The sequence below is a fragment of the Glycomyces sambucus genome (assembly GCF_900102815.1).
GTDB classification, from domain to species: domain Bacteria; phylum Actinomycetota; class Actinomycetes; order Mycobacteriales; family Micromonosporaceae; genus Glycomyces; species Glycomyces sambucus.
In genome coordinates, this window is the sequence record NZ_FNGF01000004.1 from 357,298 (window position 1) to 373,372 (window position 16,075).

Consider the following 16,075-nt stretch of genomic DNA (forward strand, 5'->3'; position numbering starts at 1 on the left):
TCGGTCAGCGGTCCGGCTCTGCGGCCGCGGGCGGGACGGCGCCGAGTGAGCGGGGAAGCGCGTGGGCGGCGACGGTCCGCGTCCGTGCGGCCGCCCGGAGGAGCGCGGCGCCCTCCTCGTCGCGGGGAACCGCGCCCTCGGTGGCGGTGAAATACGCTTCGAGGAAGCGCCGGACCGGTGCGGCCGCCACTCCCCCCGGCTCCCGCACCGACGGGTCGATCGCGAGGGCGATCAGCAGCATCCCGTGCTCCCGTTCGCTGTCCGGGCGCAGCGCGGGCTGGAAGTAGGGGAGGTCGAGCGCGCGGGCGCCGTGCCGGCCGTAGAACGCGTACCGGCGCCCGGGGTCGCCCCATTCGGGGCGCCGGACGGTGCTGGTGGGCCGCTCGATCTCGGCGACGACCATCACCGGGCGGAACCTGTCGGTCCAGTCCTCGAGTGCGGCTTCGAGCAGCCGGCCGCCGATCCCCTGCGAACGGCGCGAGGCGTCCACCGCCAGGTACGCGAGCAGGACGACCCCCGCCTCCTCGTACCACTCGGCGATCGCGGTGCCCAGCGGCCGGCCGTCGGCGTCGACGGCGGCGAGGACGTGGGCCCGGCCCGACTCCATGCCCTCGCGCAGGTCCGCCAGGGTGTCGAGCTGGTCGGGCGGGAACGAGGGCGCCAGCAGTCCGGAGTAGACCGTGTCGAGGCGGCGGTCCCCGTGGCCGAGCACCACGACGTTCAAGGCGTTCACGACGGCATTGTCGCACCGGGTTCACTCGTCCGGAGTGGCGGCCGACCGGGACCAGCGGAACACCGCGACGCTGCACACGGCGGCCATCACCAGGATCGCGGCGACGGCCCATGCGGCGAACGCGGGCTGCGTCAGGCCCGCGGCCTGGAGGATCTGCACGACTCCCGCGGCGCCGAACACCGCGATGGCGGCGAGCAGGGCGTCGACGACGCCGCGGTTGAACCGCTCCTGGCGGACACGGTCGGCCTCGAACCGCTGCTGGAGCTTGGTCGCCATCGCGTCGATGCGCACCTCGATGCGGTCGCTGAGCAGTTCCCGGAGCTTGGTCGCGAAGTCGAGTTCGAGCTGCTCGACCTCGGCGGCGCGCAGCAGGACCGAGAGCGCGGCGGCGTCGGTGGGCGAGGTGACCAGGTTGGGCGAGTGGATCAGCGAGAGCACCGACCGGGTCTCGGTGGCGAAGTCGTGGAGCAGGAGCTGCTCGACGTGCAGGCGTTCGCTGTACGCTCCCAGCGCCTCGACGCTCCGCTCGTCGGTGGTCTCGCCGACGAGGTGCGTGACGCGCGGGTGGTGGGAGGCGAGCCGGTCGTGCCAGGCGCTGAACAGGCCGTCGAGGGAGCCGACGAACTCGGCGAGAGTGCGGTAGGTGCCGATCATGAAGCTGGGGCTGCCGAACAGCGCGATCACGGTGGTGTTCTCGGTGGCGGCCACCAGGTCGCCGCGCTTGCGCACGTCGTGCAGCAGCTGCGACGCGTCGACGGCGTACCGGCTCCAGTCGCAGACCGAGCCGATCCCGTTCGCCACCGGGTGCAGCAGCGCCTGGGCGCCGAACAGGCCCAGCAGGTCCCCGCCGGAGGTCACCGGCCGCCGCTCGCGGGCGGGTGCGCCGGGGCCGGTGCCGGCGCTGAGCTCGTGGAGCGCGACGAGCACCTGGTAGCGGCCCGGCCGGGCGGTCACCTCGCCCTGCCCCGAGAGCCGTCGGGCCACACCGGCCTGGAAGTCGGCGGCGAAGTCGGCGAGGCGGTCCCAGGTGCGCCCGCCGCACTCGACGGCGATGCGGCCGTGCCCGTGCTCGGCCCGGAAGAGGGCCATCTGCATCTCGTGCGGGTCGGCGTCGCGGACCTCGGAGTCGAGGCGGAGGTAGTGGTTGCCGAGCTGGGAGAGCCGGAGTTCGGCGGTGAACTCGGCGATGGGGGCGCCGTCGAGGTGGCGCAGGCGGACCGGGGGCAGTTCGACGGCGGCGCCTTCGAAGCGGCGCTCGAGGTAGTCGGCGCCGGCCCAGACGTCGTCGAGTTGGAACGACTGGCGGATCGCACGCCCCTGGACGCCCGCGATCACCGGGGGCCCGTCCATGCCGCGCAGGGCTTCGACCACCTCCATCGGAGGGCGGCCGTTGAGGCCGAACGGGATCACGAACGTGACCTCGGCCCGGTCGACGGTCAGCCACTCCTCGTCGGCGGCGGCCGCGATCCGCTCCAGGCTGAACCGGTGCGCGCGCAGTTCACTGCGCTCGATGGGAGACAGCTCATCGCTTCGCTCGGCCCGCGCGAGGGCGCGGATTCCGTCGGCGAGCGGGTCGAGGCGCCCGCGGAGCGCTTCGGCGGCCGACCCGACGGCGCCGCACAGCGCCCGGTAGTAGGCGATGCGCGCCTGCGCCAGCGCCTGGAAGTACGCGCGCAGGGGCGCGAAGCGCCCGCTCATCGCGGCGCTCGCCGACAGCAGCTCCTCGCCGGCCCGAAGGGTGTCGGCGGCCGCGGCCGCCTGGCGGGGCAGGTCGCCGCGGCACATCGCCGACTCGGCGTCGATCTCGAGGATCTGCAGGAGCGCGAGGGCGGCGCCGGCGTCGCCGGCCGCCCGCGTGTCGGGGTCGCCCGCGTCGCGGCGGTCGCGGTCCCAGAGGTCCGCGAAGGCGCGGAGGGTGCCGAGCATCCGGTCGAACCGGTAGGTGTGCTCCCACTCCTCGGCGCACAGGTTCCATACGTGCAGTGCGAGCAGGGCGCCGCCGGCCGGCTCCTCCCGCAGGGCCAGCAGGGCGTCGCCGAGCACCGTGTCGCGCTCGTCCCGGTCGGACTGCGGCGGTTGGTCCCCGGGGTCGGCGACTCCGGGTTCACCGCCTCCGGACTCGTCGTTCCATCGCGGCAGCCGCCAGAGCCGTTCGACGTCCACCTTGAGCGACTTGAGGAGGTCGGAGAGCGGGATGGGGTCCTCGGCGGCGAACGCCGCGATCGCCGCGGTCGCCTCAGGACTGAGCGGATCGCCAAGGGGAGGAACGGGAGCCGAGGGGTCAGCCATCACTCCAGGTTAGCGGGGACGCACGCCGGGGAGGCTCCCCGATCCGGGCGGAATCGGCCGCCGGATCGGCCGAACGCGCCCCCGGGAGGTCTGCGATCCTTGCCGGCATGAGCGCGCCACCCGACGGACTGCCCGTCTACCGAGTCCTGACCGGCCCCGACGACGAGCGGTTCTGCCGCCGCGTGAGCGAGGCCCTCGCGCTCGGCTACGAGCTGCACGAGGGCCCCGCGGTCGCCTACAACGGCGAGAACGTCATCGTCGCCCAGGCCGTGCGCTGGCCGCGGTCGCCCGCGGAGTGAGCGGCGGCCCGGCCTCGGCGCCGCCCGCGCCGCAGACGTCGCAGGCGCCTCGGCGCCGCCGGTGGTAGGCGATGGCGGCGACGAAGAGCGCCGCGCCCCACACGACCCAGAACACCTCGGGGAGGGTCAGCGGCCAGGTGCTGAGGGTGACCCCGTCGATCGCCACGACCCGCACGTACATCCAGGCCGCGGACGTGATGAGGACCGAGACCAGCACCGCCGGGACGACTGCGAGCATCGGCGGCACCCGCTTCCCGCGCAGGCCGATCATCCAGCGCGGGAAGACCTCGCCCCAGCGCTGGATCAGCCCGAGGGTGAGCACGGCCCCGAGCGCGCCGAGCGTCGCGAGCAGCGCGCCCGCGATCCACAGGCCGATCTCCTGCCCCTCCCGGTAGAACTCGGGGTCGATGCCCAGGCTGAAGCCGAGCGCCCACGCCCAGCGGGTGGCGCAGTACAGCAGCGGCGCGAAGAACGCGATCCACGTGGCGGTCCTGCCCGCGCGGTCGATCCAGGACGAGTCCTCGCCGGTGCGCCCGCACGCCTCGCAGCCGCCGGAAACCCTGCGGCGGTGGGCGACCGCTGTGAGCGCCCAGGCGACGCCCGCGAGGAGGCACACCAGGAGGTTCAGGCGGGGCACGGTGAACAGGTCGCTCCACTGGAACTCGCCGGCGAGGCCGGTGAAGGGCACCACGATGAGCATGATCGGGCTGTAGGCGACCACGATCAGGGTGCGGTAGTCCTGGATGCCGACCGCGAGCGCGACCGCGACCGTCCACGCGAAGGCCGGCAGGAGCCACCGGAGCGGGCCCTTCGCGTATCCGCGCGCCATGAGGACGGCGACGACCGCGCCGACCAGGCCGAGGGCGGCGATGACCGGCCCGGCGACCTCGGGGGTGGCCTCGCCGAGGAGGTTGAACTTCAGGGGCGGCTCCTCCTCGGCCGTGAGTTCGGCGTCGCCGACGCCGAAGGGGAACCCCCTGCCGCCGAACGTCCAATACAGACCCAGCAGGCCGTAGGCGAAGGTCCATGCGGCCGTTGCGTAGCCGATCCATCGATACCAAGTGCTTCTCATGCCTCCAGTCTCGGACGGGCGGGCCGCGGCGGCGATATGCCGAACGGCGCGACCTCGGGGCCGCACGGGGCGCGGCTGGTCCTTTCGGCACATCGCGTCCGCGAGGGCGCCCGTTTAAGCTCGGGAGGTGAACGGACGACGGATCTTGGCGGCGGCGGTGGCGCTCACCCTCCTCGCAGGGGCGATGGCGCTGCCCGCCGATCCGGCCGTGCTCATGGCCGGTCCGCTCGCGGCGGGCCTGGCGGTGGCGGTGGCGCTCGCGGCCGGGCCGCGCAGTGCGCGCCTCGGCCCGGTTGCGGCCGTGGCAGGCGGGGCGGCGTCGATCGCGGTGACGGCGTGGATGGTGGCCCGGGCGCCCGGCGACGGGTCCGAACCCGATGCGGTCACGGGCCTGTGGATCCTGCTGGAGCCGGCGATGCTCGTGGCCCTGGTGTTCATGGCGGTGCGGTGGGCGCCGCCGCGCGCGGCCGTGGCCTCGGCCGGTGCGGCGGGCGCGGCGACGGCGCTGATCGTGCAGCGCATGCTCACCGGCGAGCCGTTCCTCTCACTGGTGGCGGCGAGTGCACTGTGGACGGTACCGGCGCTGGCGGTCGGGACGGCGGCCTGGTACTTGCGCTGGACGGTGGCCGAGCGCGAGCGCACCGTGCAGCGGGCCCGGCAGGAGCAGCGGCTGCGCCTGGCCGGGGAGCTCCACGACTTCGTCGCCCACGACGTCAGCGAGATCGTGGCGCGCGTCCAGGCCGGCCGGATGGTCCTCGCCGGGGACGACCCGCGGCTGGCGCGGCTGCTGGAGCAGGTCGAGGCGGCCGGGGTCCGGGCCCTGGAATCGATGGACCGCACCGTGAACATGCTCCGCGACGACGAGGACGCCTCGCGCCGGCCCGTCTGCGGACTGGACGACATCGAGGCGCTCGCGCGGCGCTTCGCCGCCTCCGGGAGTGCCGCGGTCGCGGTCGACCGGCGGCTGGCGCGCGAGGCCGGGCGGGAGAACGGCGCCGTCGCCTACCGGGCCGTGGTGGAGGCGCTCACCAACGTGCGCCGCCACGCGCCCTCGGCCGAGACGGTGTCCATCGAACTGGTCGAGGACGAAGGGTGGCTCCGCGTGACCGTGGCCGACGACGGCCGCGCCCCGGCGAGACCCGTCAGGGCGTCGGCGGGCCTGGGCCTGCCGGGCATGGCCGAGCGCGTCGAACGCCTCGGCGGCACGGTCGCCGCCGGCCCGCGCGAACCCCGCGGCTGGCAGGTCGCGGTCCGACTGCCGATACCGGACCAGGGAGCGGGCGCATGACGACGCGGATCCTCATCGCGGACGACCAGGAGGGCATCCGGGACGCGTTCCGCATGGTCCTGGACGCCCAGCCGGACATGACCGTCGTCGCCGAGGCGGCCGACGGGCGCAGCGCGCTCGACCAGGCCCGCCACCTGCGGCCCGACGTCGTCCTGGCCGACATCCGCATGCCCGTCCTCGACGGCCTGGAACTGACCCGGGCGCTGGCCGGGCCCGAGGCGGCCGATCCGGTGCGGGTGGTCGTGGTGACCACGTTCGACCTCGACGAGTACGTGTACACCGCGCTGCGTGACGGCGCCTGCGGCTACCTGCTCAAGCGGTCGGGGCCGACGCTGCTGATCGAGGCGGTCAGGGCCGCGATGTCCGGCGACACGCTCATCAGCCCGCAGATCACGGTGCGCCTGCTGCGGCGGATGATCCAGGCCGAGCCTGCCGCGGGCGGGGGCGCGGCCCTGTCGGATCGCGAGCGGGAGGTCGCGCGGCTGGTGGCGCACGGGCTCACGAACGCCGAGATCGGGGCCGAGCTGTTCATCAGCGCCGGAACGGTGAAGAACCACCTCGCGAACATCCGCGGCAAGATCGGGGTGCCCAACCGCGTCGGCGTCGCCGCATGGGCCTGGTCGGCCGGGCTCGCACCGTCTCCGGCGCGCGAGTAGCCAACCGAAATCGACTGCACCCCAGCCGAGTTCACGCCCTGGGCTCGTTCAGGGGGCCTTCAAGGCGTCCTGGTCGGCGTCCGAAGGGGTCCAGACACCGAACCACTGTTCGGCGTCCCATTCCTCGAACCGCTTGACCTCGGCGAACCCGAGCTTCGCCGCCAGGCGCATCGAGGACCCGTTCGCGGTCTGCGTCGTCAGCACGACCGGCTCGCCGGGCAGTGCCCGCGCGCACCACTCGAGGGCGGCCGCGCACGCCTCAGCCGCGTACCCGTGCCCCCACGACTGCGGCAGGAACATGTAGCCGAGCTCGACCTCCTCGGCCCCCGGCCGGACATGGACCGGATGCTCGGGGTCGCGGCGGTCGAGCGTGACGATCCCGATCATGGAACCGTCGAGATCGACCACGAACAGACCGGGACGCTTTCTCGGAGTCTCGGGCATCGCACGCTCGAACTCCTCGCGCGGTCGAGGCCCGCCGATGTACGTGCCCACCTCCGGCGAGGTGAACAGGTCGACGATCCCCGCCCGGTCCCCCACCACGGGCTCGCGGAGCACGAGCCGCGCGGTCTTGATCGGGTCAGGCGGCCAAGCGGCGGTTGCGAGTTCAGGCATGGCAGACAACCTACCGCGACCGTGAACCCGATCCGCACGGTCTCACCCGATGCTGACGTAGAGCCCTTCGAGGGCGAGGTCGCAGCATCGCTACTCATCCCTTGTGGACGATACGGGTCGCATATAACTACGCTGCAGCCAGACCGGTCGGAAACCGAAGGCGTGGTAGAGAGAGGTGCTTCGGCGTGTCCTCGACCTCGGCGCCGATGAGGATCGATCGGGCACCGCCGGCGCGGGCCCGTTGCACGGCATGGCGCAGCATCTGCGTCGCGATGCCCGCGCCCCGCTGCCCGGGGTGCACGAACACGTCCTCGATGACGCCGATGCCCTCGATGCCCGGCCATGCCGCGATCGACCCGATGACCGCGCCGCCGCGCTCGGCGAGGAGGTACTGCACCTGCGGCCCCAACGATCGGCGCAGGTCGACCGCCGCGCGCGTCTGCGCCTCAGGCCGGGGGGCCGTGCCGTGGCGGGAGTCCTCTTCGAGGTGGTCGATGCGGAACAGCCGCTCGATCTCCCGCCAGTCATCGTCGCCCTCCGCGACGCGCACCTCAAGCCCCTCCGGTTCGGGCACCACGGTGCTCTTCGGCAGTTCCAGGAGCAGCAGATGCTCCACGGTCCAGTCGTGCAGGGCCGCTACGGCCTCGACCTCACCCGGGGTGTCCGCGTCCACGAGCAGCCGTCCAGGCACCACAGCGTCCTCGCCCGCCGCGATCACGGCCATCGCCGCAGCATCGCGCACCCGGTGGACGAAGGTCCCGAGCGGATGATCCGGCGCCGCCGCGTGCCGGACGACCTCGAAACCCGCGTGCACGGTGCTCTCCGCACCGAGCATCCAAAACGCAGTCGCAACGCGCTCAAAGCGCGAGCGGTCGGCCGATGCCGCCTGTCGGGAGATCATGCGCTCCAACGTATCTGACCCTCCTGATCAAAGGGATGCGCCGGTCGCCGACCATCATCGTCTTCTTCGTGCGATGAACAGTGCTTCGCGCCGACTGCGCGACGGCGGGGCCTCCGTTTCCAAGCGATTCCAACCGCTCCTGGCTCGACGGACGTACCGGTGTTCCTCTGGAATGAGATCCGACCGCGCTTGGGGTTGCGATAAATCGGTCAGCGCAGGTCATTGCAAGGGAACGGAGTTGCAGCATGCAACGAATCAGGAGCAGGCTGGCAGCGATCGGCCTGGCGCTCGCCACGACCATCACGCTCGTCTTCACGCAGTCGGTCGCTGCAAGCCCGGCGTCCTCGCCCCTCGATACTCCGAGCGGTATCGGCGCCCAGCAGAGCTGCCAGTCGGTGTCCGGCGGCCCGGAGTCCAACCCGAACGTGACCGGACGGCAGACCGTCCGGTCCATCGCCTCGTACCGGGGCACGATCCAAGTGCGTTCCGGCTACCTCAACGGTGTCCGCTACGGATGGGCCCGCGTCATCGACGGCAACCCCGTCTGGGGCATCGTGATGAAGATCGACCTCAACGGCGACCGCGTCGAAGACCTCGCCTGCGAACACGACGGCTTCTACACCGGAACGTCCTACATGTATCCGACCTCGACCTCATCCAACCGGGCCTTCAAAGCCTGCATCCTCATCACCACCAACACCGACACCCCGTGCACCCCGCAGTACCAGACCGCATGGTGGTGACCTGACAGCTGGGCGTCGGCGATGACCGCCCGAACCAGGTCGGCCGCGGCGCGGACGTCCTCGATCGCGCTGGGCGGGAACCCTTCCGGTGGTGCTGCGGCGGAAGGGTTCCCGTTCGGGCGGGTTATGCGGGTGTGCAGGTGACGGTCGGGGTCGCGGCGGGGCCCGATCCGACGAAGCCCCACGCGGCGGTGCGGGTCTGGCCCGCCGCGATGGCGCCGTTCCAGCCGACGTCGCGGGCGGTGACGGTGGAGCCCGAGGCGGTGACCTGGGCGTTCCAGCTACTGGCGAGGGACTGGCCGCCGGGCCAGGTCCAGGTGAGCGTCCACCCGGTGAGGGCGCGGGCTCCGGCGGTGACGTCGACGTCGCCCTGCCAGCCCGATCCCCAGTTCCCGACGGTGCGCACGGTCGCGGTGCAGCCGCCGGTCGGCGGCGGGGTGGTCTCGGGCGGGGTCGTGCCGCCGCCCGGGTCGCTCTGGTGCAGGCCGAAGAACTCGACGGCCAGCCGCGCCATGCCGCCCTGGGGCAGGCTGTGCCCGGCGCCGAAGGCGGTGACCGCCTCGACGCGGACCGTCCCGGAGGCGTCGGCGAAGCGCTTGCGCTCCCAGTTCGACTGGGGCCGGTCGGTGGTCGTCGGGTTCTGGCTCAGCCCGAACACGTTGGTCCACTGCTCGACCTCCTCCTGGAGGAGCTGGTACGGGACCAGGGTGTCCTGGCTGCCGTGCCAGAGCTGCACGCGCGGCCGCGGTCCGCTGTAGCCGGGGTAGGCCGCGCGCACCGAGTCGCCCCAGGACTGCGGGGTGCGGTCCATGGCGCCGTTGACGCACCGGCTGGTCTGCGGCGGGAAGTCGGCCTCGTTGGCGAAGCAGGTGAACGGCACGCCCATGAACACCGAGCCGGCGGCGAACACGTCAGGGTAGAGCGCGAGGAGGGCGTTGGTCTCCATGCCGCCGGACGAGCTGCCGGTGACGAAGACCCGGTCGGGGTCGCCGCCGTACTGGCGCTCGACGTACTCGACCATGGAGACGACGGATGCCGGGTCACTGCCGCCGCCCCTGGTCTTGGACGCCGCCGACCACACGTCGAAGCAGTTGCCCATCGCGGTCTGCTTGGTGGCGGTGGGGTAGACGACGATGAAGCCGTACTGGTCGGCCAGCGCGGCGAACTCCGAGCCCGAGTAGAACCCGGTGCCCGAGCCGCCGCAGCCGTGCATGGCGACGAGGATCGCCGGTTCGGCGGGCCGGGTGTCGGGGACGTACAGGTGCATGCGGAGCCCGCCCGGGTTGTCGCCGAAACCGGTGACCTCCTGGAGCGAGGCGGCCGCCGCCGGGGGCGCGAGCGCGGCCCAGGCGGTGACGAGCAGCAGTCCGCTGAGGACTGCGGCGAGTGCGGTTCTCGTTCGTTTCACGGTGGATGCCTTCCTTCTCTCGGGCCGAGGCCGCCGCTGGCCTCGGCCGGGTCGTTCGCTGGTGCGGCGCGGGTTCGAGGCGGGGTCACCGGTCGGTCCCGGTGAGGTCGCGGCGGTGCGTCTCGCCGACGGCGCGGATGCACGCGACGGTGATCAGGCAGCACGCGGCGATGATCGCGGAGAGCACCCAGGGGTCGGCGCCCGCGGCGAGGAGGGCGGCGAACGCCAGGGGCGCGGCGCCGGCGCCGGTGGAGGAGATCTGGTAGCCGAGCGAGGCGCCGGTGTAGCGGGTGCGGGTGGCGAAGAGTTCGCTGTAGAGGGCGGCGAGGGGCCCGTACATGAGCGGGTGCACGAGGGCCTGGCCGAGGACGACGGCGAGGAGGAGCAGTCCCCATGAGCCGGTGTCGATCAGGGGGAAGAGGGCGAAGGCGACCGCGATCATGCCGATCGCGCCGGCGGCCACTACCGGGCGTCTGCCGACGCGGTCGGAGAGGGCGGAGTAGCCGAGGATGCCGGCGACCGCCAGGACCGAGGAGATGACGAGGGCGTTGAGGACGGCGCCGCGCTCGAATCCGGACTGCACGGCGTAGGAGACGACGAAGACGGTGAGCGTGGACTGGGCGACGAAGGCGCCGAAGCCGATCCCGATGGCCAGCAGGAGGTTTCGCGGGTGGCGCTTGACTACCTCGACGAGGGGCCAGCGCGGGGGCGCTTCGGCGGCGTCGTCGAACACGGGGCTCTCGGGCACCTTGAGGCGCACGAACAGGCCGAGGGCGAGGAGGGCGACGCTGAACAGGAACGGGAGGCGCCAGCCCCAGGCGGCGAACTGGGCCTCGGTGGTGCCGGCGGCGACGAGGGCGAGGACGCCGGTGGAGACGACCATGCCGCTGGGCGCGCCGGCGTTGGTGAAGGAGGCCCACAGGCCGCGCCGGGAGGTGGCGTGCTCGGCGGAGAGCAGGACGGCGCCGCCCCATTCGCCGCCGAGGGCGATGCCCTGGACGATGCGGAGGAGGACCAGGAGGATCGGGGCGGCGGCGCCGATCTGGTCGTAGGTGGGCAGGGCGCCGATGAGGGTGCTGGCGACGCCCATGGTGGTCATCGTGGTGACGAGCGTCCGCTTGCGGCCCAGCCGGTCGCCGTAGTGGCCGAAGAGGGCGCCGCCGAGCGGGCGGGCGAGGTATCCGGCGAAGAGGGTGCCGAAGCTGGCGACGGTGCCGACGAGGGGGTCCATGTCGGAGAAGAAGACCTGGTTGAACACGAGGGCGGCGGCGGTGGCGTAGAGCAGGAAGTCGTAGAACTCGATCAGGCTGCCGAGATAGCTGGAGAAGACTGCGCGGCGGAGCGGGGTGCCCGGCGCGGTTCCGGTCCGAGACATGGGACGCCTCCGGTGGGGTAGCGGTGGCGGGGCGGCAGGTGGACCGGCCCGCTCCCAAATAAACGTATGCAGATACATGACGATAGTCAATATATTGACTAATATGAATTCATGTTGAGTGACGACTCGAGCGGCGGCGGCGGGACCCGCCCCCAGGCGCTCCTGCTCCCCTTCTTCGGCGGCCACGTGCTCGGGCGCGGTGTGCGCGTGTCGACCCGCAGCGTCCTGGACGTGCTCGCCCGCGCCGGCGTCGCCGAGACCGCCGCGCGCTCGGCCCTGTCCCGGATGGGCGACCACGGCCTGCTGGAGCGGCACCGGCGCGGCCGCAAGGTCTACCTGGGCCTCACCGCCCGCGCCCGCGGCATCCTCGACGACGGCGAGATCCGCATCTGGCGCGACGGCGTGGTCAACGAGCGCTGGGACGGCACCTGGACCCTCCTCGGCTTCACCGTCCCCGAGTCGCAGCGGCGGCAGCGGCACCTGCTGCGCTCGCGCCTGCTGTGGGCCGGGTTCGGGTCCCTCCAGGGCGGGCTGTGGATCGCACCGTCCCCAGTGGACATCGACACCGTGCTCGACGGCATCGAGGCCGCCCGGCACGTGAAGGTGTTCGAGGCCCGCGCGGTGGCCCCGACCGACGTCGACGACCTGGTCGACGGCGCCTGGGACCTCGACGGGCTCGCCAAGAACTACCACCGGTTCCTCGACCGCTGGTCCGCCGAACCGCCCGGCGCGGGCACCGCCGACGCCCTGGCGCTCCAGCTCCAGCTCACCGCCGACTGGCTCCAGGTCCTGCGCGCCGACCCGCGCCTGCCCGCGCGGCACCTGCCCGCCGGGTGGCCCGCCCAGGCCGCCCAGCGGCGGTTCCGCACCCTGCACGCCGAGCTCGAACCGCACGCGCGCGCGATCGCGTTCGCGGTCCTCGACACCGTCCCCGAGACCGACGACGAAGGAGGCCACTGATGGACCTGAGCGGCAGGAGCGTCATCGTCACCGGCGCGGGCCGGGGGCTGGGCCGGGCGTACGCACTCGCGCTCGCGCGGGCCGGCGCGTCGGTGGTGGTCAACGACGCCGACGAAGCGGCAGCCGAAGCGGTTGCGGCCGAGGCGGTCGAGGCGGGCGGCGCGGCCGTCGCGGCCCCCGGCGCGGTCGGGCCCACCGCGACCGCCGAGATGCTCGCCGACCGGGCCGTCGACGCGTTCGGCCGCCTCGACGGCCTCATCGCCAACGCGGGCGTGCTCCGCGACCGCATCCTGTGGAAGATGTCCGATGAGGACTTCGACACCGTCGTCGGCGTCCACCTGCGCGGCACGTTCACCTGCGTGCGCGCCGCGGTGCAGCGGATGCGGGCGCAGGGGGAGGGCGGGCGGATCATCGTCGTCGGCTCCCCCGCAGGGCAGCGCGGCAACGTCGGGCAGACCAACTACTCGGCCGCGAAGGCCGCGATCGTGGGCATGGTCCGCACCTGGGCCATGGAGTGCGCCCGAGACCGCATCGCGGTCAACGCCGTGATCCCCGTGGCCGCCACCGCGATGACCCGCACGATCCCGGTGTTCGCGCCCTATGTGGACGCGTGGGAGCGGGACGGACGCCCGCTGCCGGGCTGGCTGCGGGCCGGGGCCGGCTTCGGCGTCCCCGAGGACGTCGCGCAGCTCCCCGTGTTCCTCATGTCCGACGCGGCCGCCGCGGTCTCGGGCCAGGCGATCGGGCTCGGCGGCGACCGGCTCTCGCTGTGGTCGCACCCGCAGGAGACCGTCGCGGCCGTCGAAGGCGGCGGCTGGACGGCCGAGGGCATCGCCGAGGTGTGGCCGGCGGTCTTCGGCCCCCGGAGCGAGACCGTCGGCGTCCCCGCCGTCGAGGCCCCCGAGGAGCGGCCGTGAACATCGACGACCTCGTGGCCATCGACGTGCACGTCCACGCCGAGATCGGCGCCGACGGCCGCACGGCGCTGCCCGAAGCGCTCATGCACGCCTCCGCGGCGCACTTCGGCGCGCGCGAGCGCCACCCCACGGTCGACGAGATCGCCGCGCACTACCGCGAGCGGCGCATGGCCGCGGTGGTCTTCACCGTGGACGCCGAGCACGCCACCGGGCACCGGCCGGTCGCGAGCGAGGAGGTCGCCGAGGCGTGCCGCCGCAACGCCGACACCCTGATCCCCTTCGGCAGCGTCGACCCGTGGCGCGGCGCCGCCGCCGTCACCGCCGCCCGGCGCCTCGCGGCCGACCACGGCGTGCGCGGCTTCAAGTTCCACCCCAGCCTCCAGGCGTTCGACCCCGACGACCGCATGGCCTACCCGCTGTACGAGGCGATCCAGGAGCTCGGGCTGCCGGTCGTGTTCCACACCGGACAGACCGGCATCGGCGCGGGCGTCCCCGGCGGCGGGGGGATCAGGCTGCGGCATTCGAACCCGATGCTCGTCGACGCCGTCGCCGCCGACTTCCCCGACCTGCCGATCGTCCTGGCGCACCCGTCCTTCCCGTGGCAGGAGGAGGCCCTGGCCGTGGCCGTCCACAAGCCGTCCGTCCACATCGACCTGTCGGGCTGGTCGCCGAAGTACTTCCCGCCGATCCTCATGCGCTACGCCGACTCGCTCCTGAAGGACAAGGTGCTCTTCGGATCCGACTACCCGCTGCTCACCCCCGACCGGTGGCTCGCCGACTTCGCCGGACTCGACCTCAAGGACGAGGTGCGACCGCTCATTCTCAAGGAGAACGCCGCCCGCCTCCTCGGCCTCCGACCCGCTGAGGGGTGAAGCCCATGCGCGACTTCGGCATCGGGTCCTGGACGGCACGCCGGGCCCGCAAGACCCCGCACAAGACCGCCGTCCTCGACCCCGGCGGCCGGTTCACCTACGCCGAGCTGCACGAACGCGTGCACCGCCTCGCCCGCGCCCTGCGGGGCCTCGGCGTCCGCCGCGGCGACCGGGTGGCCTACCTCGGACCCAATCATCACGCGTTCCTGGAGGCGCTGTTCGCCACCGGCGTGCTCGGCGCGGTCTTCGTCCCGCTCAACACCCGCCTGGCCCCGCCCGAGCTCCGGCACTGCCTCCACGACTCGGGGGCCGCGGTGCTCCTGCGCGACCCCGCGCTCCCCGCCCCGCCCGCGGGGCGCACGGTCATGGTCGGGCCCGAGTACGAGGACCTGCTGGCCGGTGCGCCAGGCGAGCCGATCGACGAGGCCGTGGGGCTCGACGACCCGTGCGTCATCATGTACACCTCGGGCACGACCGGCCGGCCCAAGGGCGCGCTGCTCACCCACGGCAACCTCACCTGGAACGCGTTCAACGTCCTCGTCGACATCGACCTCGCCTCCGACGAGACCACCCTGTGCACGGCCCCGCTGTTCCACACCGCGGGCCTCAACATGACCTGCCTGCCGACGCTCCTCAAAGGAGGGACGGTGGTCCTGGAGCCCGCCTTCGACCCCGAGCGCACGTTGAAGCTGGTCCGGTCCCTGCGCGTCACCTACATGTTCGGCGTCCCGGTCATGTTCGCGGCGATCGCGCGCTCGGCGGCCTGGGCGGACGCCGACCTGTCGAGCCTGCGGCGGGTCAGCTGCGGCGGCGCCCCGGTGCCGGCGGCGACGATCGCGGCGTACCTGGAGCGGGGCGTCGTCTTCAGCCAGGGGTACGGCATGACCGAGGCGTCCCCGGGGGTGCTGTTCCTGGCCGGGGAGGACAGCGCCCGCAAGGCCGGGACGGCCGGCGTCCCGCACTTCTTCACCGACGTCGGCATCGTCGACGCGGCGGCGCGCCCCGTCGGGCCCGGCGAGCGCGGCGAGGTGGTCGTGCACGGCCCCAACGTGATGCGCGAGTACTGGGACCGCCCCGAGGACACCGCCGCCGCGTTCGCCGACGGCTGGTTCCGCACCGGCGACATCGCCTCCGCCGACGCCGACGGCTTCGTGTCCATCCTGGATCGGGCGAAGGACGTGTTCATCTCCGGCGGCGAGAACGTCTCCCCCGCCGAGGTCGAGGCCGCGCTCGGCGGCCACCCCGCCGTCGCCGACTGCGCGGTCATCGGCGTCCCGGACCCGACCTGGGGCGAGGTCGGCCGCGCGATCGTCGTCGCGGCCGAGCCGGTGGACGGCGCCGAGCTCCTGGCGTTCCTGCGGGGCAGGCTCGCCGGGTACAAGATCCCGAAGTCCGTGGTCTTCACCGCCGGACTGCCCCGCTCCCCCACCGGCAAGATCATCCGGCGCGCACTGCGAGAGGAACACCGATGAGCAGACGAGTCAACGGCATCGAGGAGATCGCCGCCTTGGGCGGGACTGACCTCGGCCGCACCGGCTGGCGCGAGATCGCCCAGGACCGGGTGGACGGCTTCGCCGACGCCACCGACGACCACCAGTGGATCCACACCGACCCCGTGCGCGCCGCCGCCGGGCCCTTCGGCGCCGCCATCGCCCACGGCTACCTCACGCTGTCACTGGTCATACCGATGTTCAACGAGCTCTTGGAGATCGGCGGCGTCACCGCGAGCGTCAACTACGGGCTCAACCGGGTCCGCTTCCCCGCCCCGGTGCGCGTAGGCGAGCGCGTGCGGCTCCACGCCGCCGTCGCCGCGGCTGAGGAGGTCGCGGGCGGCGCGCAGCTCACCCTCGACTTCACCGTGGAGATCGAGGACGGCGCGAAACCGGCGTGCGCGGCGCAGGCCGTCTACCGCTACTACCGCTGAGGGAGCGGCCGTCCGGGACCGGG

At 73.2% G+C, this 16,075-nt stretch carries 16 protein-coding genes; 9 read left to right on the plus strand and 7 right to left on the minus strand.

Annotated features, from left to right (window positions below; translation table 11 throughout):
- Nucleotides 1-4: 4 nt before the first annotated feature.
- Both BLS99_RS14170 and BLS99_RS14175 read right to left on the minus strand, forming a co-directional pair.
- Complete coding sequence (locus BLS99_RS14170; protein WP_091050688.1) at nucleotides 5-733, minus strand: GNAT family N-acetyltransferase; 729 nt, start codon at nucleotides 731-733, stop codon at nucleotides 5-7.
- Nucleotides 734-754: 21 nt separating this feature from the next.
- Complete coding sequence (locus BLS99_RS14175) at nucleotides 755-3,022, minus strand: hypothetical protein (protein WP_091050692.1); 2,268 nt, start codon at nucleotides 3,020-3,022, stop codon at nucleotides 755-757.
- A gap of 107 nt (nucleotides 3,023-3,129) precedes the next feature.
- Here BLS99_RS14175 and BLS99_RS14180 point away from each other — a divergent pair, with 107 nt between their 5' ends.
- Nucleotides 3,130-3,321: a DUF1737 domain-containing protein gene (locus BLS99_RS14180; protein ID WP_091050695.1), complete on the plus strand. Its 192-nt coding sequence runs from the start codon at nucleotides 3,130-3,132 to the stop codon at nucleotides 3,319-3,321.
- On the opposite strand, the gene BLS99_RS14185 is transcribed toward BLS99_RS14180, so the two are convergent.
- Nucleotides 3,275-4,393, minus strand: a complete 1,119-nt coding sequence (locus BLS99_RS14185; RefSeq protein ID WP_091050698.1) for a hypothetical protein — start codon at nucleotides 4,391-4,393, stop codon at nucleotides 3,275-3,277. The genes BLS99_RS14180 and BLS99_RS14185 overlap by 47 nt on opposite strands.
- Nucleotides 4,394-4,520: 127 nt before the next feature.
- On the opposite strand from BLS99_RS14185, the gene BLS99_RS14190 reads away from it, so the two are divergent.
- Together BLS99_RS14190 and BLS99_RS14195 are read left to right on the plus strand one after the other, a co-directional pair.
- Nucleotides 4,521-5,681, plus strand: a complete 1,161-nt coding sequence (locus BLS99_RS14190) for a sensor histidine kinase (RefSeq protein WP_143034803.1) — start codon at nucleotides 4,521-4,523, stop codon at nucleotides 5,679-5,681.
- Complete coding sequence (locus BLS99_RS14195) at nucleotides 5,678-6,337, plus strand: response regulator (protein WP_091050705.1); 660 nt, start codon at nucleotides 5,678-5,680, stop codon at nucleotides 6,335-6,337. The genes BLS99_RS14190 and BLS99_RS14195 overlap by 4 nt, the downstream gene beginning before the upstream one ends.
- A 48-nt stretch (nucleotides 6,338-6,385) precedes the next feature.
- Here BLS99_RS14195 and BLS99_RS14200 read toward each other — a convergent pair whose 3' ends face one another.
- Together BLS99_RS14200 and BLS99_RS14205 are read right to left on the minus strand one after the other, a co-directional pair.
- Nucleotides 6,386-6,952, minus strand: a complete 567-nt coding sequence (locus tag BLS99_RS14200) for a GNAT family N-acetyltransferase (protein ID WP_091050707.1) — start codon at nucleotides 6,950-6,952, stop codon at nucleotides 6,386-6,388.
- Nucleotides 6,953-7,079: 127 nt separating this feature from the next.
- Complete coding sequence (locus BLS99_RS14205) at nucleotides 7,080-7,853, minus strand: GNAT family N-acetyltransferase (protein WP_143034804.1); 774 nt, start codon at nucleotides 7,851-7,853, stop codon at nucleotides 7,080-7,082.
- Nucleotides 7,854-8,098: 245 nt separating this feature from the next.
- Here BLS99_RS14205 and BLS99_RS14210 point away from each other — a divergent pair, with 245 nt between their 5' ends.
- Entirely contained in the window at nucleotides 8,099-8,596 is a 498-nt protein-coding gene (locus BLS99_RS14210; protein ID WP_143034805.1) for a hypothetical protein, read from the plus strand.
- A 124-nt stretch (nucleotides 8,597-8,720) separates the two neighbouring features.
- Here BLS99_RS14210 and BLS99_RS14215 read toward each other — a convergent pair whose 3' ends face one another.
- Nucleotides 8,721-10,004, minus strand: coding sequence for an extracellular catalytic domain type 1 short-chain-length polyhydroxyalkanoate depolymerase (locus tag BLS99_RS14215; RefSeq protein WP_218126500.1), 1,284 nt, complete (start codon nucleotides 10,002-10,004; stop codon nucleotides 8,721-8,723).
- 85 nt (nucleotides 10,005-10,089) lie between these two features.
- The gene (locus tag BLS99_RS14220) at nucleotides 10,090-11,379 is read right to left on the minus strand and encodes an MFS transporter (protein WP_091050717.1); all 1,290 of its coding nucleotides are present in this window, start codon (nucleotides 11,377-11,379) and stop codon (nucleotides 10,090-10,092) included.
- Nucleotides 11,380-11,490: 111 nt separating this feature from the next.
- Here BLS99_RS14220 and BLS99_RS14225 point away from each other — a divergent pair, with 111 nt between their 5' ends.
- From BLS99_RS14225 to BLS99_RS14245, 5 genes are read left to right on the plus strand one after another with little or no spacing between them, the layout of a single operon-like run.
- Nucleotides 11,491-12,339 carry a PaaX family transcriptional regulator gene (locus BLS99_RS14225; protein ID WP_091050719.1) on the plus strand — a complete coding sequence of 283 codons (849 nt, stop codon included), beginning with the start codon at nucleotides 11,491-11,493 and terminating at the stop codon, nucleotides 12,337-12,339.
- The gene (locus BLS99_RS14230; protein WP_091050723.1) at nucleotides 12,339-13,256 is read left to right on the plus strand and encodes an SDR family NAD(P)-dependent oxidoreductase; all 918 of its coding nucleotides are present in this window, start codon (nucleotides 12,339-12,341) and stop codon (nucleotides 13,254-13,256) included. The genes BLS99_RS14225 and BLS99_RS14230 overlap by 1 nt, the downstream gene beginning before the upstream one ends.
- Nucleotides 13,253-14,128: an amidohydrolase family protein gene (locus BLS99_RS14235; protein WP_091050725.1), complete on the plus strand. Its 876-nt coding sequence runs from the start codon at nucleotides 13,253-13,255 to the stop codon at nucleotides 14,126-14,128. The genes BLS99_RS14230 and BLS99_RS14235 overlap by 4 nt, the downstream gene beginning before the upstream one ends.
- Nucleotides 14,129-14,133: 5 nt before the next feature.
- Nucleotides 14,134-15,600, plus strand: a complete 1,467-nt coding sequence (locus tag BLS99_RS14240) for an acyl-CoA synthetase (protein WP_091050729.1) — start codon at nucleotides 14,134-14,136, stop codon at nucleotides 15,598-15,600.
- A complete protein-coding gene (locus BLS99_RS14245; protein WP_091050733.1) occupies nucleotides 15,597-16,052 on the plus strand; it encodes a MaoC family dehydratase in 456 nt (151 codons plus the stop codon). Before BLS99_RS14240 ends, BLS99_RS14245 begins: the two co-directional genes overlap by 4 nt.
- The last annotated feature ends 23 nt before the right edge of the window (nucleotides 16,053-16,075 follow it).

Bases quoted from the DNA above. Each gene is read 5' to 3' on its own strand.
- BLS99_RS14245 (WP_091050733.1), top strand. From the start codon at position 15,597: ATGAGCAGACGAGTCAACGGCATCGAGGAGATCGCCGCCTTGGGCGGG.
- BLS99_RS14175 (WP_091050692.1), bottom strand. From the start codon at position 3,022: ATGGCTGACCCCTCGGCTCCCGTTCCTCCCCTTGGCGATCCGCTCAGT.
- BLS99_RS14180 (WP_091050695.1), top strand. From the start codon at position 3,130: ATGAGCGCGCCACCCGACGGACTGCCCGTCTACCGAGTCCTGACCGGC.
- BLS99_RS14185 (WP_091050698.1), bottom strand. From the start codon at position 4,393: ATGAGAAGCACTTGGTATCGATGGATCGGCTACGCAACGGCCGCATGG.
- BLS99_RS14210 (WP_143034805.1), top strand. From the start codon at position 8,099: ATGCAACGAATCAGGAGCAGGCTGGCAGCGATCGGCCTGGCGCTCGCC.
- BLS99_RS14205 (WP_143034804.1), bottom strand. From the start codon at position 7,853: ATGATCTCCCGACAGGCGGCATCGGCCGACCGCTCGCGCTTTGAGCGC.
- BLS99_RS14240 (WP_091050729.1), top strand. From the start codon at position 14,134: ATGCGCGACTTCGGCATCGGGTCCTGGACGGCACGCCGGGCCCGCAAG.
- BLS99_RS14220 (WP_091050717.1), bottom strand. From the start codon at position 11,379: ATGTCTCGGACCGGAACCGCGCCGGGCACCCCGCTCCGCCGCGCAGTC.
- BLS99_RS14230 (WP_091050723.1), top strand. From the start codon at position 12,339: ATGGACCTGAGCGGCAGGAGCGTCATCGTCACCGGCGCGGGCCGGGGG.
- BLS99_RS14195 (WP_091050705.1), top strand. From the start codon at position 5,678: ATGACGACGCGGATCCTCATCGCGGACGACCAGGAGGGCATCCGGGAC.
- BLS99_RS14225 (WP_091050719.1), top strand. From the start codon at position 11,491: ATGTTGAGTGACGACTCGAGCGGCGGCGGCGGGACCCGCCCCCAGGCG.
- BLS99_RS14200 (WP_091050707.1), bottom strand. From the start codon at position 6,952: ATGCCTGAACTCGCAACCGCCGCTTGGCCGCCTGACCCGATCAAGACC.